This is a genomic window from Streptomyces sp. NPDC050121 (assembly GCF_044460385.1).
Taxonomy (GTDB): Bacteria; Actinomycetota; Actinomycetes; order Streptomycetales; family Streptomycetaceae; genus Streptomyces; species Streptomyces soliscabiei.
Map to the genome: position 1 here is coordinate 70,176 of NZ_JBITJV010000041.1, position 20,562 is coordinate 90,737.

Annotated in this window: 18 protein-coding genes and 3 pseudogenes; 14 read left to right on the top strand and 7 right to left on the bottom strand. The window is 71.6% G+C overall.

Features of this window, described 5'->3' with window-relative positions; translation table 11 throughout:
- Positions 1-270: 270 nt before the first annotated feature.
- The 10 genes from ACIBTS_RS40465 to ACIBTS_RS40510 all read left to right on the top strand — a co-directional run bounded on the left by ACIBTS_RS40465 (position 271) and on the right by ACIBTS_RS40510 (position 11,356).
- Positions 271-687 (top strand): hypothetical protein, encoded by a 417-nt coding sequence (locus ACIBTS_RS40465; RefSeq protein ID WP_334576472.1) that lies wholly within the window; start codon positions 271-273, stop codon positions 685-687.
- Positions 684-1,340: a hypothetical protein gene (locus tag ACIBTS_RS40470; protein ID WP_399325740.1), complete on the top strand. Its 657-nt coding sequence runs from the start codon at positions 684-686 to the stop codon at positions 1,338-1,340. Before ACIBTS_RS40465 ends, ACIBTS_RS40470 begins: the two co-directional genes overlap by 4 nt.
- 2 nt (positions 1,341-1,342) lie before the next feature.
- Positions 1,343-6,064 (top strand): putative T7SS-secreted protein, encoded by a 4,722-nt coding sequence (locus ACIBTS_RS40475; protein WP_399325742.1) that lies wholly within the window; start codon positions 1,343-1,345, stop codon positions 6,062-6,064.
- Positions 6,065-6,116: 52 nt separating this feature from the next.
- Complete coding sequence (locus ACIBTS_RS40480; protein WP_399325744.1) at positions 6,117-6,953, top strand: class I SAM-dependent methyltransferase; 837 nt, start codon at positions 6,117-6,119, stop codon at positions 6,951-6,953.
- Between the two features lie 41 nt (positions 6,954-6,994).
- Positions 6,995-7,450: a hypothetical protein gene (locus ACIBTS_RS40485; protein WP_399325746.1), complete on the top strand. Its 456-nt coding sequence runs from the start codon at positions 6,995-6,997 to the stop codon at positions 7,448-7,450.
- 191 nt (positions 7,451-7,641) lie between these two features.
- Positions 7,642-7,971, top strand: coding sequence for a hypothetical protein (locus ACIBTS_RS40490; protein WP_399325748.1), 330 nt, complete (start codon positions 7,642-7,644; stop codon positions 7,969-7,971).
- 83 nt (positions 7,972-8,054) lie between these two features.
- Positions 8,055-8,228 carry a hypothetical protein gene (locus ACIBTS_RS40495; RefSeq protein WP_399325749.1) on the top strand — a complete coding sequence of 58 codons (174 nt, stop codon included), beginning with the start codon at positions 8,055-8,057 and terminating at the stop codon, positions 8,226-8,228.
- A 316-nt stretch (positions 8,229-8,544) separates the two neighbouring features.
- Positions 8,545-9,372 (top strand): molybdate ABC transporter substrate-binding protein, encoded by an 828-nt coding sequence (modA, locus tag ACIBTS_RS40500; RefSeq protein WP_399325751.1) that lies wholly within the window; start codon positions 8,545-8,547, stop codon positions 9,370-9,372.
- Positions 9,369-10,247 carry a molybdate ABC transporter permease subunit gene (gene modB / locus ACIBTS_RS40505; RefSeq protein ID WP_079658994.1) on the top strand — a complete coding sequence of 293 codons (879 nt, stop codon included), beginning with the start codon at positions 9,369-9,371 and terminating at the stop codon, positions 10,245-10,247. The genes modA and modB overlap by 4 nt, the downstream gene beginning before the upstream one ends.
- Positions 10,244-11,356, top strand: coding sequence for an ABC transporter ATP-binding protein (locus tag ACIBTS_RS40510; RefSeq protein ID WP_399325753.1), 1,113 nt, complete (start codon positions 10,244-10,246; stop codon positions 11,354-11,356). Before modB ends, ACIBTS_RS40510 begins: the two co-directional genes overlap by 4 nt.
- Positions 11,357-11,594: 238 nt before the next feature.
- Here the strand turns inward: ACIBTS_RS40510 and ACIBTS_RS40515 are convergent, their stop codons facing one another.
- The 4 genes from ACIBTS_RS40515 to ACIBTS_RS40530 form a co-directional block, all read right to left on the bottom strand.
- Positions 11,595-12,296, bottom strand: coding sequence for an alpha/beta fold hydrolase (locus ACIBTS_RS40515; RefSeq protein WP_399325755.1), 702 nt, complete (start codon positions 12,294-12,296; stop codon positions 11,595-11,597).
- On the bottom strand, positions 12,293-13,108 hold the full coding sequence (locus ACIBTS_RS40520) for a citryl-CoA lyase (protein WP_319671009.1): 816 nt from the start codon (positions 13,106-13,108) through the stop codon (positions 12,293-12,295). The genes ACIBTS_RS40515 and ACIBTS_RS40520 overlap by 4 nt, the downstream gene beginning before the upstream one ends.
- Positions 13,101-14,312 carry a CaiB/BaiF CoA transferase family protein gene (locus tag ACIBTS_RS40525; protein ID WP_399325758.1) on the bottom strand — a complete coding sequence of 404 codons (1,212 nt, stop codon included), beginning with the start codon at positions 14,310-14,312 and terminating at the stop codon, positions 13,101-13,103. The genes ACIBTS_RS40520 and ACIBTS_RS40525 overlap by 8 nt, the downstream gene beginning before the upstream one ends.
- Positions 14,313-14,541: 229 nt before the next feature.
- Positions 14,542-15,261 carry an IclR family transcriptional regulator C-terminal domain-containing protein gene (locus ACIBTS_RS40530; protein ID WP_399325760.1) on the bottom strand — a complete coding sequence of 240 codons (720 nt, stop codon included), beginning with the start codon at positions 15,259-15,261 and terminating at the stop codon, positions 14,542-14,544.
- Between the two features lie 314 nt (positions 15,262-15,575).
- Between ACIBTS_RS40530 and ACIBTS_RS40535 the strand changes: the two genes are divergently transcribed.
- Positions 15,576-16,142 (top strand): VOC family protein, encoded by a 567-nt coding sequence (locus ACIBTS_RS40535; protein WP_399325761.1) that lies wholly within the window; start codon positions 15,576-15,578, stop codon positions 16,140-16,142.
- Here the strand turns inward: ACIBTS_RS40535 and ACIBTS_RS40540 are convergent.
- Positions 16,133-16,594 carry a hypothetical protein gene (locus tag ACIBTS_RS40540; RefSeq protein WP_399325763.1) on the bottom strand — a complete coding sequence of 154 codons (462 nt, stop codon included), beginning with the start codon at positions 16,592-16,594 and terminating at the stop codon, positions 16,133-16,135. The two genes, ACIBTS_RS40535 and ACIBTS_RS40540, sit on opposite strands and share 10 nt — an antisense overlap.
- A 542-nt stretch (positions 16,595-17,136) precedes the next feature.
- Between ACIBTS_RS40540 and ACIBTS_RS40545 the strand changes: the two are divergent.
- Positions 17,137-17,304, top strand: a pseudogene (locus ACIBTS_RS40545) (M20/M25/M40 family metallo-hydrolase); the annotation flags it as partial.
- Positions 17,305-17,344: 40 nt separating this feature from the next.
- Here ACIBTS_RS40545 and ACIBTS_RS40550 read toward each other — a convergent pair.
- Positions 17,345-17,597 (bottom strand): annotated as a pseudogene (locus ACIBTS_RS40550) (plasmid stabilization protein); the annotation flags it as partial.
- A 617-nt stretch (positions 17,598-18,214) separates the two neighbouring features.
- Between ACIBTS_RS40550 and ACIBTS_RS40555 the strand changes: the two are divergent.
- Both ACIBTS_RS40555 and ACIBTS_RS40560 read left to right on the top strand, forming a co-directional pair.
- Positions 18,215-18,583 (top strand): annotated as a pseudogene (locus ACIBTS_RS40555) (beta-L-arabinofuranosidase domain-containing protein); the annotation flags it as partial.
- A 194-nt stretch (positions 18,584-18,777) separates the two neighbouring features.
- A complete protein-coding gene (locus tag ACIBTS_RS40560; RefSeq protein WP_399325765.1) occupies positions 18,778-20,187 on the top strand; it encodes a non-reducing end alpha-L-arabinofuranosidase family hydrolase in 1,410 nt (469 codons plus the stop codon).
- On the opposite strand, the gene ACIBTS_RS40565 is transcribed toward ACIBTS_RS40560, so the two are convergent.
- On the bottom strand, positions 20,171-20,562 hold a 392-nt coding region (locus tag ACIBTS_RS40565; RefSeq protein ID WP_399325767.1), incomplete at its 5' end, for a transposase. The two genes, ACIBTS_RS40560 and ACIBTS_RS40565, sit on opposite strands and share 17 nt — an antisense overlap.

A 20,562-nucleotide genomic window follows, 5' to 3' on the forward strand; every position in this document is an offset into this window, starting at 1 on the left:
CACGGGGAGCCGGCACGGAGGCCGAGGCCCTGCGCGGGCTCCTGCAGCGCGGGCTGGCCCACACAACCGACGACGAGGCCTGGCTGCCCGGCCGCGCGGGCGGCCCGGCGCCCGACGGACGTCGAGGCCGGTGGGCGCGAGCGCCGAGCCCCGGTGCCCCAGGGGGGCGGCTGCCGTCCGGCCCGAGCCCGGTCTTCAAGAGAACCACCCGTTCCTTCGCGCGCGTCCTGCTCTACGGTGCCAGAAGTCACCGACGACCGGGGAGGAACCGTGCAGCAGCCGAGGGCGGCACTCGCCGAGCGGATCGCCGAGCGGAGAAACGGAGGCGACGACCCCCGTGCGCTGGTCGGCGAGATGAGACGCTCGGTCCTTCTGGTGCCGGTGGCCGACGGAGGTCTGTGGTCGGTGCGTTCGGGCGGGGTGCGGTGGATCTGCGGGTTCACCGACGAGGCCGCGCTGGCCCGGTTCGCCCTCCGCCACGGGCCCGCCGACCAGCCCCTGGAGTACGCGGCGCTGCTGGGCGCGCGCATCGTCGACGAGATCGTGCCCACGCTGGGCGAGCCCGCCGGTCTCGCCGTCGACATCGCCACCGAGGACGGGTCGATGTTCTTCCCGCCGGTCGTCGGCATCGTGCCGGACGCGGTCGCCGTCGACGCCGGCGAGCCGGGAGAGGGGCCGCGGTCATGAGCGGTGACGGACCGGACCTGAAGCTCGACAAGGCGTCCGTCGCCAAGTTCACCCAGGGGGTGGGCGCGACCATCGACCAGCTCGGCGAACTCGGCGGGCCGACGGGCTCGGTGATGGGGAAGGGCTTCTCGGAGCTGGCGATGACGGGGATGGAGGCCGGGCACCACGGCCTCTCGGTCGACTTCGAGGACTTCTGCGAGCGCTGGGAGTGGGGGGTGCGCGCCCTGGTGCACGACGCGAGCGAGCTCGCGAACCGTCTCGGCCTGGCGGCGGGCACCCAGTGGGAACACGACCAGTACATCGCGGGGGCGCTCAAGGTGGGCGTCAACTCCGTGTTCGGCGGGAACCCGCACGCCAGTGAGGAGGAGATCGCCCGGCAGGACTGGGGCGACGTCTTCACGCCGGACTACCTGAACCCGGACTGGAGCGGGGAGTCGTTCGACAAGGCCGGTCAGGACATGGCGCAGACCTGGAAGGACACCGGCCGCACCGTTCTCACCGAAGGCGAGGGCGGTATGCGGTCGCAGATCCTCAACGACGCGCTCGGCGTCTCCGACGACCAGTGGAACCAGGCGCTGGACGACACCTTCGGCCCGTCGCCGGAGCAACGCACCGAGCAGGAACGGCAGCAGGGCGGGTCCGGGGGGAACTGACGGTGGGCATCGGCGACTTCATCAGTGACATCACGCCCGACGCGGTCGAGGACGCGGTCGAGGACGGCGTCGAATGGGTCGGCAACCGGGTCGAGGACGCGGGCAACTGGACCGCCGACCGGCTGGACGACGTCGGCTGGGAGTCCGGCGCGGACTGGGTGCGCGAGCAGTCCCGTTCGGTCGCCAACCGGCTCGGCGCCGAGGTCGACGAGATGGACCTCGGGCAGACCGAGGACAAGACCAAGCTGATCTACGGCAGCCCCGGCAAGATCACCTCCACCGCCGCGAAGCTGCGCGCCTTCCAGTCGTCCTTCGACAGCGCGGGCGACGGTCTCAGGGGCCTCGACTCGTCCCGGCTGAAAGGTGAGACGGCCGACGCGCTGCGCACCGCGGTCAGCACCCAGCCGCCCAAGTGGTACGCGGCCGCCGACGCCTGTACGAAGGCGGTCGACGCGCTGGAGGCGTTCGCCGACACCGTCACCTGGGCGCAGGGACAGGCGCAGCTGGCGATCGACAAGTGGAAGGAGGGCGTGAAGGCTTCCGAGGACGCCGCCGACGCCCACCGCAAGAAGGTCGACGACTACAACGGCGCCGTCGACCGCTACAACGCCCAGCCCGCCGACAAACGCGACCCGGCCTCGCTCCCGCCCAGGCCCGCGGCGACGTTCGACGACCCAGGCAAGAAGCTGATGAAGGAGGCGCAGGACCTTCTCGCCGACGCCCGCACACAGCGCAACTCGGCGGCGGAGACCGCCCGCACGGCGGTCCGCGCCGCCCGCGACATGGCCCCTGAGAAGCCGTCCTACGCCGAGCAGCTGGGCGACGGCGTCCAGGAACTGCAGCTGATGGGCGACCACGTCGGCGGCGGTCTCATCAAGGGCACGGCGGGGCTGCTCAACTTCGTCCGCAGCGTCAACCCGATGGACCCGTACAACATCACGCACCCCGCCGAGTACGCCACGTCCCTCAACAGTCTGGCCGCCGGTCTGGTGGTCGCCGCCAACGACCCGGTCGGCACCGGCAAGCAGATGATCGGCGACTTCATGAAGGACCCGGCCGAGGGCTTCGGCCGGCTGCTGCCCGACGTGGCGCTGACCGTGGCCACCGGTGGCGGCGGAGCCGCGGTCAAGGGCGTGCGCATCGCCGAGGACGCCGCCGACGCGGCGCGGCTGCGCCGGCTGCTCGACGACGCCCCCGAGGGGACCCACCGCCGTCCGGACGTCGAGCGCACCACCGACGGCACCGACCCGGTGGACCTGGCCTCGGGCCGGATGTTCCTGCCCCAGACCGATCTGGAGATCCCCGGCATCCTGCCGCTGCTCTTCACCCGCCGCACCGAGTCCGGCACCGCGACCGGCCGCTTCCTGGGGGCCGCCTGGTCGTCCACCGTCGACGAGCGCCTGCAGATCGACGCGATCGGTGTCGTCCACGTCACCGCCGACGGGCTGCTCGTCCCGTACCCGCACCCCGTGCCCGGCGCGCCCACCCGGCCGCGGCCGGGCCGCTCCCGCGCGCTGCTGGCCCGGCACGCCGACGGCGACTACACGGTCACCGACCCCGACACCGGCCTGACCCGCCGCTTCACCGCCCCGCCCGGCGGCGAGCCGGGCGGCGACGGTACGGCCTGGCTGTCGGCCGTCGCCGAACGCAACGGCCACATGATCACGGTCGACCGCGCCGAGGACGGGCTGCCGCTGGCCCTCGTCCACTCGGCGGGCCACCGGGTGCGGCTGTCCGTCGCCGACGGCCGGGTCACCGCCCTGTCCCTGGCCGGCGCGGGCGAGAACGGCACGGACCTGCCGGTGCTGGGCTACGGCTACGAGGACGGCAACCTCACCACGGTCACCAGGCCGTCCGGCGCCGTCACCACGTTCCGCTACGACGAACGCCGCCGCGTCATCGCCTGGATCGACTCGGGCGGGCGCCGCTACGACTACGTGTACGACGACCGCGACCGCGTCGTCGCCGAGGGCGGCGAGGCCGGGCACGTCCAGATCAGCCTGGCCTACACCGAACCGGACGCCGGGACCGGCCACCGCACGACGGTCCTGACCACCCCCGACGGCGGGACCACCCGCCATCTCATCGGCCCCGGCTGCCGCGTCCTCGCCACCACGGATCCCCTCGGCCACACCACGCGGTTCGCCTACGACCCGCGCGGCAACCTCCTGACCCGCACGGACCCGCTCGGCCGCACCACCGCGTTCTCCTACGACGAGGAGGGCCGGCTCGTCGCGGTCACCCGTCCCGACGGCACCGAACTCCGTGTCGTACGCGGCCCGTCGGGCCTGCCCACGGAGCGCCACGACCCGGACGGCGGGCGGTGGCTCCAGGAGTTCGACGAGCGGGGGAACCGCACGGCGGTCACCGACCCGGCCGGCCGCACCACCCGCTACACCTACGACGGGTCCGGGCTGCTGACGTCCGTCACGGACGCCCTCGGGGCCACGACCGTCGTGCGCTGCGACGGGGCCGGCCGGCCGGTGGCCGTGACCGACCCGGTCGGCGGCACCACCCTCCTGGAACGCGACGCGTTCGGCCGTCCGGTCCGCATCACCGACCCGGTGGGCGCCGTCACGCGCCTTCAGTGGCACGTCGACGGCCGGCTCGCCCGGCGTACCGGCCCCGACGGCGCCACCGAGTCATGGACCTACGACGGCGAGGGCAACTGCCTCACCCACACCGACGCGGCGGGCGGAGTGTCCCGCTTCGAGTACACCCACTTCGACCTGCTCGCCGCCCGCACCCTCCCCGACGGCGCCCGGTACGAGTTCGAGCACGACGCCGGCCTGCGCCTCACCCGGGTCACCGACCCGCAGGGACTCGTCTGGACGTACGGCTACGACCTCGCGGGCCGGCTGGTCTCCGAGACCGACTTCGACGGCCGCTCCGTCGCCTACGGCCTCGACGCCGCCGGACAGCTCACCACCCGGACCGATCACCTCGGCGGGGTGGCCGCCTACACCTACGACGAGCTCGGCCGGGTGCTGCGCAAGGAGGTCGCGGGCCGGGTCACCGTCCACGCCTACGACCGCGCCGGACGCCTGGTCCAGGCGTCGGGTCCGGACGGCGAACTGGTGCGCCGCTACGACCGGTGCGGCCGGCTCAAGACCGAACTCGTCGACGGCCGCGCCCTGGAGCACGCCTACGACGCCGCCGGCCGCCGCGTCGGTCGCACCACCCCCACCGGACTGGTCACGAGCTACGCCTACGACGCCGCGGGCCGTCCCACCCGGCTGACCTCGGGCGGCCACGACATCGCCTTCGCGCACGACGCGGCCGGACGCGAAGTGGAACGCGTCTTCGCCGGCATCGTCACCCAGGCCTGCGCGTGGGACGAGGCCGGCCGGCTGTCCGCGCAGCACCTCACCGCCGGTTCCCGCACCCTCAACGAGCGCACGTACGGCTACCGCGCCGACGGCCGTCTCACCGCGACCGCCGACCGGCTGTCGGGGGCGCGCACCTTCGACCTGGACCCGGCGGGCCGGGTCACCGCCGTCCACGCACACGGCTGGAGCGAGCGGTACGCCTACGACGCGAGCGGCAACCAGACCTCGGCGGACTGGCCCGACTCGCACCCCGGCCACGAGGCCACCGGCCCGCGCACGTACACCGGCACCACCGTCACGCGGGCGGGTGACGTCCGCTTCGAGCACGACGCCCTCGGCCGTGTCACCCTGCGCCAGAGGACCCGCCTCTCCCGCAAACCGGACACCTGGCGCTACACATGGGACGCCGAGGACCGCCTCACCTGCGTCGTCACCCCCGACGGCACCCGCTGGCGCTACCGCTACGACCCCCTGGGCCGGCGCACCGCCAAGCAGCGCCTCGCGGCGGACGGCGAGACCGTGACGGAGGAGGTCCGGTTCACCTGGGACGGCCTGACGCTCTGCGAACAGACCACAGTCTCCGGCGACCTGCCCCGTCCGGTGGCGCTCACCTGGGAGCACCGCGGTCTCGTGCCCCTCGCGCAGACCGAACGCATCCTCACCGCCGACGCCCGTCAGCAGGAGACCGACCGCCGCTTCTTCGCCATCGCGACGGACCTCATCGGCACCCCCACCGAACTGATCGACGAGTCCGGCGAGATCGCCTGGCGCACCCGCAGCACGCTGTGGGGCACCACCGCCTGGTCCCGCTCCAGCACGGCCTACACCCCGCTGCGCTTCCCCGGCCAGTACTACGACCCGGAGACCGGCCTCCACTACAACCTCTTCCGCCACTACGACCCGCGGACCGGCCGGTACGCCTCCCCGGACCCGCTGGGGCTCTCGCCGGCGCCGAACCCGGTCGCCTACGTGCCCAACCCGCACACCCTCTGCGACCCCTTCGGCCTCTCGCCGTACAAGAACGGCGAGGGCCCGACCATCGGCGAGTACACGTCCAAGGGCGAGGGGCAGGACCTCAAACGCTCCGCCATGGTGGGCGACGACCAGTGGCACTTCAACACCGGCCACGGCTACGACCGGGCCCACACCGGTCCGGGTGGAACCACGAACGACCTGCGCACCACGGACCTGAAGCCCGACCAGATCGAACAGGCGATCGTCTCTGACGTGTACGGCTACATGAAGGACGGCGGAGTCGTCCCCCGCGCCGGCAGCCCCGGCTTCGCCGGCCCGCTCGACCGATCGATCCAGATGGACGGCCACGACATCGGCTACCGGGTCGTGCAACGCCCCGACGGCGCCTACCAACTCTCCACGTACTGGCTCAATCCCTGAGCTGGGGCCGTGGCTGCGGCGGATGAGGCATGGGGGCGGGGATCGTGGTGCCATGAAGGAACAGCGGTGTGACGTATGGGCGGTCGGGGCCGCGTACGAGCGGTACATGGGTCGGTGGAGCCGGCTCGTCGCGGAGGAGTTCGCGGCGTGGCTCAGCTGCGAGGACGGGCTGCGGTGGGTGGACGTGGGATGCGGTACCGGTGTGCTGACGGCCGCGGTGACGGCCCGGTGCCGGCCGCGATCGACGGTGGGAGTCGACCGGTCCGAGGGGTTCGTGAACTCGGCCCGGACCACAGCTGCGGTGTCGGCGTCGACGTGCTTCATCGTGGGAGACGCGCTGTCGCTTCCCGTGCGTGACGGCGTATGCGATGTGGCCGTCAGCGGCCTCGCCCTGAACTTCCTTCCCGTACCGACCGCGGCGGTGGCGGAAATGGCCCGGGTGGTCCGGCCGGGCGGCTTGATCGCGGCATATGTGTGGGACTACGCCGACGGCATGGGGCTCCTTCGTCGCTTCTGGGACGCCGCCGTCGAGGTGGATCCGGCCGCGGCCGCGCTGGACGAGGGCCGCCGGTTCCCCGTATGCCGTCCGGAGCGGTTGCGTGCGCTGTGGGCGGATGCGGGGCTGGTCGATGTGTCGACCGTTTCGATCGAGGTGGCCACTGTGTTCACCGACTTCGCCGACCTGTGGGACCCCTTCCTGGCGGGGCAGGGCCCCGCACCGGGCTACGTGGCCGCCCTCGCACCGGCCGACCGGGAGCGGGTGCGTGAGGCGCTCAGCGCGGCTGTCCCCAGGAAGCCGGACGGTTCCATCGCACTCACGGCCCGAGCGTGGGCGGTGAGCGGCCGCAGGGCCGTCGACGTCAAGGACCGTCCCGGCGTTCCCTGTTGAGGTCGCGCCGGTGGCCGGCGCTCGACGGGGGGCGTGGGCCGGTGTCAGGTGAGGAGGGCGACGACGGCGACCGTCACGGCGGCGGCGAGAGTAGGGCCGGGGACCGGGAGGGCGCCGCGACCCTGGCTCGACAGGCCGCCTCCCATGGCGACACCTACGCCCTGGCCCGCCTCGCCGAGATGCGGGAGAGGGCCGCGGACCGGGAGGGCGCCGAAGCCCTGGCCCGACAGGCCGCCTCCCATGGCGACACCTACGCCCTGGCCCGCCTCGCCGAGATGCGGGAGAGGGCCGCGGACCGGGAGGGCGCCGAAGCCCTGGCCCGACAGGCCGGCGAGCAGGGCAGCACCGACAACACCCTGGCCCGCCTGGTCGGGATGCCTGCGATGCTCAACAGGCTGTGGCCGGACGGCCTGGACCCGGGCGGCACGCCGACAGTTCCGTGGCAGCCGTCGGCGTACGTCCCGCTCAGCCGACACGTACCGCCCGGCACGTCGTAGGGGATACCGTCAGGTGCGGCAGGTGACGATCACTGCCGGTCTGTTCGACCATGCGGGAGAGACGGGCGGGCACGGGGCCGACGCGGGTGCGGTCGAGCGGGTGGCCGTTCCGGCGCCTGCCGCGGTCGTCTCGCTGAACGCGAGTGGCAGACACGACCCGCCGATTCCCCCATCCCCAGGAGAAGCGAGAGATGCCCGACCCGACCCCCGCCGCCAGGAGCCTCGGCCAGGCGATCGACGCCGCCGACAGCCGCGCCGTCAACGAAGCGACCCGTGACTTCATCGAGAAACTCACCTTCGCGACGGCCGACGAGATCCTCGCCATGCTCCGGGACGTCCTCGCCGAGGACTGGATGGCCCTGCCGCCCTGGGCCCGCAACCTCGCCTACCGCCTGGCCTGTCTGCAACGCCCCGACGACCCCCGGCTCCTGCGCGAAGCAGCCGCGGACCTGCTGTCCTTCGGCCCCGACTGGGACGCCTTCGCCGAAGACCTCAAGAATCGCGCGGCGGAACTGGAGTAGACCCGGGGTCTCCCCGGAACGCCTCACTGGCAGGCGTGAGCGCGGTCTGTCGGCCGTCATCCATGGCGTGCACAATCGGCCGCATGACGATCACCGCGGGCGCACCGGCCACGCACGACACGCCCGCCGACCCGGCCGAGTTCACATTGGACCGCACGGCCGAGCAGCGCTCGGAGGGTCAGGGCGTGGTGTTCAACGTCCTGGTGATCGTCGCGCTCGCGGCGACGGCCGTGACGGGAGTGGTGGCACTGCTCTGAGCCCCACCTACAAACGCACATGCCATGCCAGAAGATCCATAATCCTGCTCATGCAAAGCGACAGGCGATTTCCGCCTTGCATCTGCGGCAGTATGATCGGCGCATGCACACCTACCGGATCGGGGACGCGGCCGCCTTGGGCCGTCGGATCATCCCGGGGCCGGCCCTTGCGGCCTGTGGCGATGGTCAGCCGTGAGTCGGCTGAGGAGTCGGAGCTGGAGCCCGGTGTTCCGGCGGTTGCCGTGATCAAGTCGACCAACGTGGTCGTCGAGAGACCGTAGATGTGTCCGTCAGGACCAGAGGGAGTTCACCCGTGATGACCCGTTCCGCGCGCCGGAGCCGCCGGATGCTGCAGGTGACCGGCGCAGGCGCCGCCGCCCTGCTGGCCCTGAGCGCCTGCTCGTCGTCCGACTCCGACTCGTCCGCGAAGTCGGGCTCCTCCGCGCCGGCCTCCGCGCCGGACGAGTTGTCCGGCGCGGTGACGGTCTTCGCCGCCGCCTCGTTGAAGGAGAGCTTCACGACGCTGGGCAAGGAGTTCGAGAAGGCCCACCCGGGCACGAAGGTCACCTTCGGCTTCGGCGGCAGCGACTCCCTCGCCGCGAGCATCACCGCCGGCGCCCCCGCCGACGTGTTCGCCTCGGCCAGCCCCAGGACGATGGCGATCGTCACGGACAAGGGCGACGCGGAGGGCACGCCCGCCACGTTCGTCCGCAACCAGCTGGAGATCGCCACGCTGCCCGGCAACCCGGACAAGGTCGCGTCCCTGAAGGACCTCACGAAGTCCTCGCTGAAGGTCGTACTGTGCGACAAGACGGTGCCGTGCGGCGCCGCCGCCCAGAAGGCCCTGGACGCCAGCAAGCTGAAGCTCACGCCGGTCTCCTACGAGGAGGACGTCAAGTCGGCCCTGAACAAGGTGGTCCTGAAGGAGGCCGACGCCGCGGTGGTCTACAAGACCGATGTGAAGGCGGCGGGTGACAAGGTGGAGGGCGTGGACTTCCCCGAGTCGGCCCAGGCCGTCAACGAGTACCCGATCACCCTGCTCAAGGACTCGAAGAACGCCGAGACCGCCAAGGCGTTCATCGCGCTGGTGCAGTCCGCCGACGGCCAGAAGGTCCTGACCGAGGCCGGGTTCCTCCAGCCATGACCTCCCCGTCCTTGGACCAGGCCGGCGCCGCGGACACTCTGACCGGTGGCCCGCGGCGGCGCCGTGTCCGCGGGGCCCCGGGGGGCTCCGGCGTCCGCAGGGGCGCCCCGCTGCCCCTTCTCCTGCCCGCGCTGATCGGGCTGGCGTTCCTGGTCCTCCCCCTCGTCGCCCTGCTGATCCGGGCCCCCTGGCGCAGCATGCCCGAGCTGCTGACCAGCACCGAGGTGTGGCAGGCGCTCCAGTTGTCGCTGGTCTGTGCGACGGCGGCCACGTTGGTGAGCCTGGTGCTCGGGGTGCCGCTGGCCTGGCTGCTGGCACGGGTCGAGTTCCCGGGGCGCGGCCTTCTCCGGGCGATGGTCACCCTTCCGCTGGTGCTGCCGCCGGTGGTGGGCGGCGTCGCCCTGCTGATGGCGCTCGGCCGCAACGGCGTCATGGGCCGGTGGCTGGACTCCTGGTTCGGCATCACCCTGCCGTTCACCACCGCTGGGGTCGTGGTCGCCGAGGCGTTCGTGGCGATGCCGTTCCTCGTCATCAGCGTCGAGGGCACACTGCGGGCCGCCGACCCGCGCTACGAGGAGGCGGCCACGACGCTCGGCGCGTCCCGCTTCACCGCCTTCCGCCGGGTCACGCTGCCGCTCATCGCTCCCGGCATCGCGGCCGGCGCCGTGCTGGCGTGGGCCCGGGCGCTCGGCGAGTTCGGCGCGACGATCACCTTCGCCGGCAACTTCCCGGGCCGTACGCAGACCATGCCGCTCGCCGTGTACCTGGCGTTGCAGAGCGACCCGGAGGCTGCGATCGCCCTGAGCCTGGTCCTGCTGGCCGTCTCGATCGCGGTGCTGGCCGGGCTGCGTGAGCGTTGGATGACCGCCTCATGAGCAACGCCGAGAAGACCGCACGCAACGCGCGGAACACGCGGGACCGGCTCGGCGCGCCCGCCGCGGCCGGAGAGGGGCTCGACGCCCGGCTGCTGGTCGAGCGTGGCTCCTTCCGCCTCGATGTGGCGCTGACCGCGGCGCCGGGTGACGTCGTCGCGCTCCTCGGTCCCAACGGCGCCGGCAAGACGACCGCCCTGCGCGCCCTCGCCGGCCTCGTCCCGCTCACCGGCGGCCACCTCCGTCTGGACGGCGCCGAGTTGCACCGCACGCCGCCGGAGTCCCGCCCGGTCGGCGTCGTCTTCCAGGACTACCTGCTCTTCCCCCACCTGACCGCGCTGGACAACGTGGCCTTCGGGCCGCGCTGCCACGGAGCGACCAGGGCGGAGGCACGTGCCCGGGCCGCCGAGTGGCTGGAGCGCATGGGCCTCGCCGACCACGGCGGGAGCAAGCCCCGCAAGCTGTCCGGCGGCCAGGCGCAGCGCGTCGCCCTCGCCCGCGCCCTGGCCACCCACCCGCGTCTGCTGCTCCTCGACGAGCCACTCGCCGCCCTCGACGCCCGCACCCGCCTCGACGTGCGCGCCCAACTCCGGCACCACCTGGCCGAGTTCGAAGCGGTCGCCGTGCTCGTCACGCACGATCCGCTGGACGCGATGGTCCTGGCCGACCACCTCGTCGTCATCGAGGACGGCCACATCGTCCAGCAGGGCAGCCCGGCCGACATCGCCCGCCACCCGCGCAGCGACTACATCGCCCACCTCGTCGGCCTCAACCTCTACCAGGGCGCGGCCGATGGACACACGGTCCACGTCGACGGCGGGCCCGGGATCACGACCACCGAGGACCTCACCGGCCCGGTCTTCGTCGCCTTCCCGCCCAGCGCGGTCACCCTGTACCGGGACCGCCCCACCGGCTCCAGCGCCCGCAACCTCTGGCGGTGCGAGGTCGCCGGCCTGGAGACCCACGGCGACCAGATCCGCGCCGCCCTCACCGGCGAACTTCCCCTCGCCGCCGACCTCACGACGGTGGCGGCGGCGGAGCTCGACCTGTATCCGGGTGCCGCGGTGTGGGCGACGGTCAAGGCGGCCCAGACACACGCCTACCCTGCTTGACGGCCTGCGGAGACGGGCGGAGCACGGGGCCCCGGACCGGACGCCCGGGATCTGCGAGGCATCGCACGCCCATCGCGGGGGCCTCTCCGTGCTCGACGATCTCGCCGATGCCTCCGCTACATGCTGGATCCGTCGCGGGCCACTGAGCCAGTCGGCCTCGGGCCGCGGCTTCACGGGCACCGGCACATGGATCTCCCCGGGAAAGACCACTGGGCTGTCCCGCCGAGGAACAAGCTCGTCACGGGAGCATGAGGAGAGCGGCCTGCTCGGCAAGGAATCGGGCCATTGGGTCGGGCGCGGAGTAGAACGGCGAGTGATCGCAGTCGAGTTCGACGTAAGTGGCGGCACGTGCGGCACAGGCGTGCTGTGCCTCGGGGCGTACGGTCCGGTCCGCTGCGCACACGACGTAGGCGCTGGGGACCGTCAGCCACGCCGGGTCGTCGAGGGGCGTTCGCGGCACCCGGCTGCGCATCGGCCGCCAGAGGGCGGCCGCGCGCTCGGCGTGTCGCGCAGGTGTGGCGGAGTAGAGCGCCTCGCGGGCGGTGGGCAGCAGGGTCACCGTGCCGTCGGGGGCCGTCCGTACGCAACGGTGGAAGGCGGGGTCGTTCCAGGTGGGCGTCAGCTGTGCCGGGGACTCGCCGGGCAGCGGCATCCGTGCGGCGATGTAGACCAGGCGTGCCGCCGCGTGCCCGCCGGCCGAGATCGGCAGGCCGCCGTAGCTGTGCGCGACCAGCAGCACGGGGCCGTGTCGTGCCGCCCCGCGTAGGGCGGCTCGGACCGCCTCGGTGTCGTCGGTGAAGGAGGTGAAAGGGAGGTCGACGGCGTGGCTGCGGACGCCGGCCGCGCACAGCCGTTCCGTCACCTCCTCCCAGCACCAGGAGCCGTGGTGGGCGCCGTGCACGAGCAGGATGGAGGGCTCGCGCTCCGGTGACCGGCTCATGGCAGGTCTCCGGGGTACGGGTCAGGGGCGACGGGCCGGTTGTTGAGGTCGACGGAGAGGAAGACGTCGTTTGCGACCGGATGCCGCATCTCCTCGGCGAGCTGCCCGATCAGCCCCGCGGTACGGGCCAGCAGCGCGAAGCCGCGCAGCAGCGGGATGGGCAGGCCGAGGTCGGCCAGGGCGGCTCCACACACCCCGGCGCCGTTCAGCGGCAGGGTCTTGCCCAGGACCTGCGGGTGGGTCCGGCCGATCGCGGCGAACAGTGACAGGTGGGGACCGAACTGCTCCTCCTCGGCGGCGATCTCCATGAGCCGGGGGGTGCGCGGGTCGCCGTCCTTGTGGACGTGATGGCCGAGACCGGGCACGAACCGCCCGGCCGCCCGCCGCGCGCGTACGGTTTCCAGGGCGAGGACGTCCCATCCCGCGTCGTCGTCCGGCACCGTACCGGGATGGCGTTCGATGATCTCGTGCAGAAAGGTCCCGGTGTCCTCGGTGACCCCGAGGAAGCGGGAGCCACCGCCCAGCAGCCCGGCCGCGAGCGCGCCCTGCACCGAGTCCGGCGCCGACAGATAGGTCAGGCGGGTGACGATCGCGGTCGGGGTGAAGCCGTGGTCGGCCAGCGCCGCGAGGACGGCCTCGAAGACCCGGACCTGACCGGGGGTCGGGCGGCGCTGGGTGGCAAGCCAGTAGGCGAGTTCACCGAAGCCGACCTGGCCCATCACGTCACGGGCGAGGTCCTCGCCGAGAAGAGTGATCGAGGTGCGGGAGGAGGCCCCCAGCGCCGTCGGGTAGGACGCGGGCCGGTCAGTCACGGGTGTCCTCCTCGGTCGTGCGCGGGGCTCGCGGGGCCGTGAGCCACTTGCGGAGTTCGGGGCCGTGCTCGTCGAGTTCGGGGGGCGGCAGCTCGTAGAGGGCCGGTGTCGCGGAGAACGTGATCGGGTGACGTGCCATCGGAACGGCCCTTTCCCCCTCGCCCACCTCGACGACCGGGTCGAGTCCGAAGCGCTCGGCCATGGCGAAGCCTCCGTCGATGGTGTTGATGGGGGCGGCCGGTACCCCGGCGGCGACCAGGGCGTCGAACCACTCGGCCGCGCCCTGGGTGGCCAGCCGCTCCACCAGCAGCGGCCGGAGTTCCGCGCGGCGGGCGGTGCGGTCCTGGTTGCGCGCGAACCGCGGGTCGTCGGCCGTGTCGGGTATGCCGAGGACCTCGCACAGCCGTCGGAACTGGCCGTCGTTGGCGGCGGCGACGATCAGGTCGCGGTCGGCGGTGGAGAACGGCTCGTAGGGGAAGACGCTCGGGTGGGCATTGCCCATCCGGTAGGGCACGGTGCCGCCGGCCACATAGGCGGAGCTGTGGTTGACCAGGCCGGACAGAGCCGAGGACAGCAGATTCACCTCGACGTGCTGGCCCTCGCCGGTCGCGTCGCGATGCCGGAGCGCGGCGAGGATGCCGATGGTCGCGTGGTTGCCCGCCATCACGTCGAAGACGGAGATGCCGGCCCGGTAGGGCTCGCCCTCCGGGTCGCCGGTGAGGCTCATCAGACCGGAGATCGCCTGCACCATCAGGTCGTAACCGGGTACGTGACGACCCGCGCCGGGCCCGAATCCGCTGATCGAGGCATAGACCACGCCGGGGTTCCCGGCCGCGACGCTGCGGTAGTCCAGGCCGTACTTGGCGAGCGCGCCCGGCTTGAAGTTCTCGATCACGACGTCCGCCCGGTGCGCCAGTTCACGCGCCGCGAGGGCATCGTCCTCAGCGCGCAGGTCAAGGGCGATGGAGCGCTTGTTGCGGTTGACTCCCAGGTAGTACGTGGACGTCTCACCGCGGGTGGGCGGCATCCACGTCCGGGTCTCGTCACCGCCGGGGGATTCGACCTTGACCACCTCGGCCCCGAGATCCGCCAGCAGCATCGTCGCGTACGGGCCCGCCAGCACCCGGGAGAAGTCGGCGACCAGCAGCCCGGACAGCGGCCCGCCACCCCTGCCCGGTGCTGCCGACTCTGTGGGCATCTCCATGAAACCATCCCTCCGACCGCACAGCGGACATTCGTCCGTCGATCGGATTGTGACACGCCGGACCGTGGCGCCGCGAGGAGCCGAGAGCAATGCGCCGGGCCGGAGCGAGAGCAGTCGCGTGCCGACCGCCGGTACGGAAGGAGCCGAGGGGGCCGGCCCGCAGTGCCGACGCGAATGCCGAGGCCGGCGGCGAGCGGTACGAGGTGGGCGCGGGCCGTCGGGGAGTGGGTCAGGGTTGGAGAGCGACCACCGACTGCGGGAGGGAGGCGAGCCTGGAGAAGTCGCAGCTGATGTCACCCGCCGTCTCCAGCAGGAGCGGCAGATGCTCCTCCCGCAGCTTGCGCACCGAAGTCTCGGCGGCGTGGGCGTTGACGTTGATGGCCGCGATCACCCGGCCCCGGCCGTCACGCAGGGGCACCGCGACCGAGCGGATGCCCAACGCCAGGTCCTCGTCGGCCAGGGCCCAGCCACGGGCCCGCACCTCGCGCAGGGCCTCGTCCCGCTCCTCCCGGACGGGCCGCCACAGAGGGGTGAGCCCGGAGCGGGTCGGCTCCGCCAGTGTCTTCTCCAGCTGTTCCGGCTCCAGCGCCGCCAGCAGCACCTTGCCCAGGGAGGTCTGCAGCGCGGGGAACCGCGTACCGATCTGGACGGAGAGCGTCACGATCTTCGGAACGGCGACCCTCGCGACGTACACGATGTCACTACCGTCGAGCTGCGCGATCGAGCAGGACTCGCGCGTCCGGTCCACCAACCGTTCCATGTGCGGACGGGCGACGTCCCACAACCCCAGCGAACCGACGTACGCCGCACCCAGGTCGAGGACGCGCGGGGTGAGCGTGAAGCCCTTGTCCAAGGCGCGTACGTAACCGAGTTCTTCGAGGGTCAGCAGGATCCGCCGCACCGTCGGCCGGGCCAGACCGGTCGCCGCCGCCATCTCCGAGAGCGACATCACCGACTGATGTGGAGCGAAGGCGGTGATCACGTCAAGCCCCCGGGCCAACGCTTCGATGAAATCGGGCCCGGTACCCGTACGCGGCATCTGCGGCCCCTCACAAGTGGCTCGACTGGACGTTCCAGGTTACTGCCGCCTGTCCGCATGCCGTCCACCGCCCGCGGAGGAAGCCGCCTTGGGCACATCGGTCCCCCAGCACTCTTGACGCCGAAGGCGGGGCGCATGAAGGTAGCGAGCAGTGCCCGCCTGACGGACAGATGTCCGTCGCTCTGTCGTCGGGCTGGTCAAGGAACCTCAAAGGAGAGTCGACGATGACCCAGGCTTCCCCCGCGCCCTCCGTCGCGTCCAGCACTGCGGCCCTGCCGTCACGGCTGCACCACAACGCCTACGTCACCCGCGACCAGGAGGCGACCCGGGCCTTCTACGAGGACCTCATCGGCCTGCCCCTCGTCGCCACCTGGAAGGAGTCCGACGAACTCTTCGGCGCGGTCCGCACGTACTGCCACACCTTCTACGGCCTCGGCGACGGCAGCGCCCTCGCCTTCTTCCAGTTCGCCGACCCCGAGGACCAGAAGCAGTTCGGCCCCGAGATGCCGCACTCACCGTTCCAGCACATCGCGCTCAAGGTCACCGAGGAGGTGCAGAACGCGATCGCCGAACGGCTGGAGAAGGCCGGCTGGCGGCCCGACGAGACGTATGTGCTGGAGCACGGCTATTGCCGTTCCCTCTACACCAGCGACCCCAACGGCCTGCTCCTCGAGTTCACCCTGGACGCGCCCGGCATCGACGCGAGCGACGCCGAACGCCGGCGCACCGCCCACGCCGAGCTCGCCTCCTGGCTCGCGGGCGAGCACACCAGCAACAACACCTACCGCTGACCGGCCTCGACATTGCGCGGTTCCGGCCGATCTTGGGTGTTCAGGTGGAGACAGGCGAGGCGCCGAGACATGTCGGTCCGGCTTGATTCGCGACTGCAGCACGGTCCGAGTGTGAAGTCGGCGCCTTCGACGAGGGCACGCAGGGCGTCCAGCAGGATCTTGTCGGTCTCGTCGTTGTCGGCACAGGTGATCGAAGCGCTGATGCGGCAGGTGTCGGAGCCGCCGACGTCCACGTGCCGGTGGGCCCTGAGCCACTCGGTCGCCTGCATGCCGCTGATGCCGAGCAGACGGACGTCGATCACGATCTTCAGGGGGTCGAAGGAGGCGGCGAGTCCCTCCTCGACGACCTCCCGGCCCATCGGACGCAGGCCGGGCAGCTCGGCGGCAGCCGTGCGGATCCGTTCCGCACGGTGCAGCGCGGCGTCCAGCAGATCATGCCCGTGCTCCACCATCTGCCGGTGCCAGCCGTCGAGTGTCGCGTAGACGAGGGACGAGGCGCTGGACCGGGAGCGTGGCCGTCGCTGCGTCGGCCGCGCGCATCGCGGAGGGAGTCTTCGGCGCGGCGCGGTCACCGTACGCGTCGACCCGCCGCGGCGCGGCGAGCGTGCGCTTGCCGCCCGGCAGGCGTACGCGATGCGCCGGCCGGGCTGAGGAGGCGGACCGCGGTCGCGCGTATCCGCGTCGCCGGGTTCGGAATCGGTGCGGGTGGAACCCGGGTCCGGCATGGCAGCCGCTCGCCGACCCCGGTAGGAGGTCCGAGGTGTCCAGTCCACAGCCGCGGTACTGCCGGGTCCGCGCCGAGGTCGCCCGGCGCGCGGAAGACCTGTGGGCCGTGGCGTGCGCGCTGCACGCGGATCCCGAGACCGCCTTCACCGAGCACCGGGCGGCGGCGCTGCTCACCGGCGAGCTGGAACGCGCGGGGTTCGAGGTCCGCAGGAACGTCGCGGACCTGCCGACGGCGTTCACGGCGGCCTCGGGCCAGGGGCGGCCCACCGTGGCGCTCCTCCTGGAGTACGACGCCCTGCCCGGACTCGGACACGCCTGCGGGCACAACCTGATCGCCGCCGCCGGCCTCGGCGCCGCGCTGGTCGTGGACGCCGTACGGCACGACGCCGAGGGAACGGTGCTGGCGGTGGGCACGCCGGCCGAGGAGGGCGGCGGCAAGACCCTTCAGGTGCGGGCCGGGGTCTTCGACGACGTCGACGCCGCCCTGATGTTCCACCCCGGTGTGTACGACTGGGTGCGGGCGCCGCTGACCGCGCAGGAGCAGTACTGGGTCGGCTTCCGGGGCCGGGCGGCCCGGCGGCCCGCGACTCGCCCGACCTGGCCCGCTCCTTGTTGACCGTCCGTGCCGCGATCTCCTTGGAGCGCTTCGACGACTCGCCACGGTCCTCGGCAACTCTTCTTGATGTGTTCGTACTGGCGCTCGCGCTTGGAGCTCGATCCGGCCGGCATGATGCTTCTCCCTGTCTCGCGCGAACCGCGCGGTCGTCGGGTTCGACGAGTTCCCCGGGTGTCCCGCCCGAAGCGTGGGGGGCCGGGCTGTGGGACACCCGGCCCCCATGGATGCACACCACGCTGAAGCCCCGGTCCTCGGTGGACGACTTCACGACGAGGTGCACCGGGTCTCGATGATCGAAATCTGGCCCGGTGCTCTGCGAGTTGCCCCGGCGTAGCTGAACTGAGTTGTACAGCCCCGCGAAATCCTCGGCGTGCCGCATAACCGTAGGGCGACCCAGAATGGAGGCACGCCCTCCAGCCCACAACACCCTGCGCCCATGCCGAGTTGTGGCCGGTGCTACGCGCCCTGGTCGGCCCGGTACTCCCATAGCTGACTCGACGTCAGAAACGTGAGCCAGACGAAAACCCGCAAGTAGCCAAGTCTTCCGTGTCGCGAGACTAGACAGGAGCAACGTCCGTATCCGTTAATTCATCCCATGTATCACTCGAGAGGGTTGATCGAACCGAGCCCGCAACGGATGAGCACGTGACGCGTCACGCCCGACCGCCCGACCGGTGAGCGAACACACCGAAGACCAAGCAGTCGCCTTCCCCCCACCGAAAGATGCGAGATGTCTTCCTCCGTCAGCAGACGGCGTCTCCCGCAAGTAGCCGGGACCACGGCCGCCGCCCCTGCCACCGGTTCCTTCATCGGCGCATCGCCCGCCCGAGCGGCCGCCCCTCCCGCAAGGGCCGACATCGGGGTGTCCCCGCATCCCTTGGCGCTCGGCCAGGTTCGGCTCACCGCGAGCCGCCGGCTGGACAACCAGGACCGTACGCGGAACTACCTGCGGTTCGTCGATGTCGACCGGCTGCCGTACGACTTCCGCGCCAACCACCACCTGTCCACCAACAGCGCGACTGCGAACGGTGGTTGGGACGCGCCGACGTTCCCCTTCCGCACCCACGCCCAAGGTCACTGCCTCACGGCGTGGGCTCAGCGGAACTGACGCCCGTCGGAAGCGGATTGTGATCACTCTCCCCACTCCCTTGCGCGACACTTCGACCACTGTTCGGAATGACGAACATCATCGTTCGGCATGGCGAACACCAAGGTCGGGTCGTAGCGCATCGACAGTCCGGACAGCCTCCGACGGGGCCAACCGGAACCGCTCACTCAAGGAATGAGACCCCCATGCGCAGACGTGGTTTCAGCCGCAGGCATCTGTCCGTGGCACTCGCGACCCTCGTCGCTTCGGCGGCGACGATCGTTGCCCACCCGGCTCAGGCGGCCACCACCGGCGCCTTGCGCGGCGCCGGTTCCGGCCGGTGTCTCGATGTGCCGGGCGCCAACCAGACCGACGGCACGAACCTGCAGATCTGGGACTGCCACGGCGGGACCAACCAGCAGTGGACGCTGACGGACAACAACCAGCTGACCGTGTTCGGAAACAAGTGCCTGGACGTCCCGGGCCACGCCACCACGGCCGGCACCCGGCCGGTGATCTGGTCCTGCAACGGCGGTACGAACCAGCAGTGGCGGGTGAACCCCGACGGCACGGTCGTCGCCGTGGAATCCGGGCTGTGCCTGGACGTCAGCGGCGGCGCCACGGCCAACGGCACGGCGGTGCAGCTGTGGAACTGCACCGGCGGCGCCAACCAGAAGTGGTCCGGCCTGTCCGGGGCGTCCAACTCGTGCGCTCTGCCGTCGACATACCAGTGGACGTCGACCAACGCGTTGACGCAGCCGGCGAACGGGTGGGCCTCGCTGAAGGACTTCACCACCGTGACGTACAACGGCAAGCACCTGGTCTACGCGACGTACTCCGACGGCAACTGGCACTCGATGGGCTTCAGCCCCTTCACGAACTGGTCGGACATGGGCTCGGCCGGCCAGACCGCGATGAGCCAGTCGGCGGTGGCGCCCAAACTGTTCTACTTCGCACGCAAGAACATCTGGGTTCTGGCCTCCAACGGGTGGGGTACCGCCTGGCCCTTCGTCTACCGCACATCGAGCGATCCCACCAACCCCAACGGCTGGTCCGACGCGCAGCCGCTGTTCACCGGCAGCCTCCCCGTAGGCGGCCCGATCGACCCGACCATGATCGCCGACGACCAGAACATGTACCTGTTCTTCGCCAATGACAAGGGCGGCATCTTCAAGTCGACCATGCCGATCGGGAACTTCCCGAGCAGCTTCGGCTCGTCGTACACGACGGTCATGAGCGACACGGAGAAGAACCTGTTCGAGGCGCCGGAGGTCTACAAGGTCCAGGGCCAGAACCAGTACCTCATGATCGTCGAGGCTCGCGGTGTGAATGAGGACCGCTTCTTCCGTTCGTTCACGGCCTCCAGCCTGAACGGTCCGTGGACCCCGCAGGCCGCCACCGAGTCCAACCCCTTCGCGGGCAAGGCCAACAGCGGCGCCACCTGGACCAACAGCATCAGCCACGGTGACCTGGTCCGCAACAACCCCGACGAGACCATGACCATCGACCCCTGCAACCTGCAGTTCCTCTACCAGGGCCTGTCCCCCAACATCCCGCCGGGCACCGACTACGTGAACCTGCCGTACCGGCCGGGCCTGCTCACCCTGAAGCGCTGACCCGCGCACATCTGATCACACGCTCATGACCGTGTACCCAAGGCCCGCACAGCGGCTTCCGCTGTGCGGGCCAGGAAGGAACCTTGCGCAGGGCCACCAGCTCGGCCCGCTCGTCCCTGGTGAGCCGGTCGTCGCGTTCGCCGGCGTCCGCCTCGGCCTGCCGGATCCAGCCTCGCAGGGCCTCGGGATGCACACCGAGATCGACAGCCAGCTTCTTGATCTGCGGCTTGGGGTCGGAGGTCCGGTACATCCGCACCGCACGCTCACGCAACTCCAACGAGTACTTCCAAGACCACGGAGTTAGAGCGGATCCGCGGTTGTCAACTGGGCGGGGGCGAAGGGTGTTGAAGGTCGGGTGCGATCCACTCCGGTTCG

Coding starts and splice junctions, on each gene's coding strand:
- ACIBTS_RS40535 (WP_399325761.1), top strand. CDS start 15,576: ATGACCCAGGCTTCCCCCGCGCCCTCCGTCGCGTCCAGCACTGCGGCC.
- modB (WP_079658994.1), top strand. CDS start 9,369: ATGACCTCCCCGTCCTTGGACCAGGCCGGCGCCGCGGACACTCTGACC.
- ACIBTS_RS40560 (WP_399325765.1), top strand. CDS start 18,778: ATGCGCAGACGTGGTTTCAGCCGCAGGCATCTGTCCGTGGCACTCGCG.
- ACIBTS_RS40530 (WP_399325760.1), bottom strand. CDS start 15,261: ATGTCGCTCTCGGAGATGGCGGCGGCGACCGGTCTGGCCCGGCCGACG.
- ACIBTS_RS40510 (WP_399325753.1), top strand. CDS start 10,244: ATGAGCAACGCCGAGAAGACCGCACGCAACGCGCGGAACACGCGGGAC.
- ACIBTS_RS40470 (WP_399325740.1), top strand. CDS start 684: ATGAGCGGTGACGGACCGGACCTGAAGCTCGACAAGGCGTCCGTCGCC.
- ACIBTS_RS40480 (WP_399325744.1), top strand. CDS start 6,117: ATGAAGGAACAGCGGTGTGACGTATGGGCGGTCGGGGCCGCGTACGAG.
- ACIBTS_RS40495 (WP_399325749.1), top strand. CDS start 8,055: ATGACGATCACCGCGGGCGCACCGGCCACGCACGACACGCCCGCCGAC.
- ACIBTS_RS40515 (WP_399325755.1), bottom strand. CDS start 12,296: ATGAGCCGGTCACCGGAGCGCGAGCCCTCCATCCTGCTCGTGCACGGC.
- ACIBTS_RS40490 (WP_399325748.1), top strand. CDS start 7,642: ATGCCCGACCCGACCCCCGCCGCCAGGAGCCTCGGCCAGGCGATCGAC.
- ACIBTS_RS40540 (WP_399325763.1), bottom strand. CDS start 16,594: ATGGTGGAGCACGGGCATGATCTGCTGGACGCCGCGCTGCACCGTGCG.
- modA (WP_399325751.1), top strand. CDS start 8,545: ATGACCCGTTCCGCGCGCCGGAGCCGCCGGATGCTGCAGGTGACCGGC.
- ACIBTS_RS40525 (WP_399325758.1), bottom strand. CDS start 14,312: ATGGAGATGCCCACAGAGTCGGCAGCACCGGGCAGGGGTGGCGGGCCG.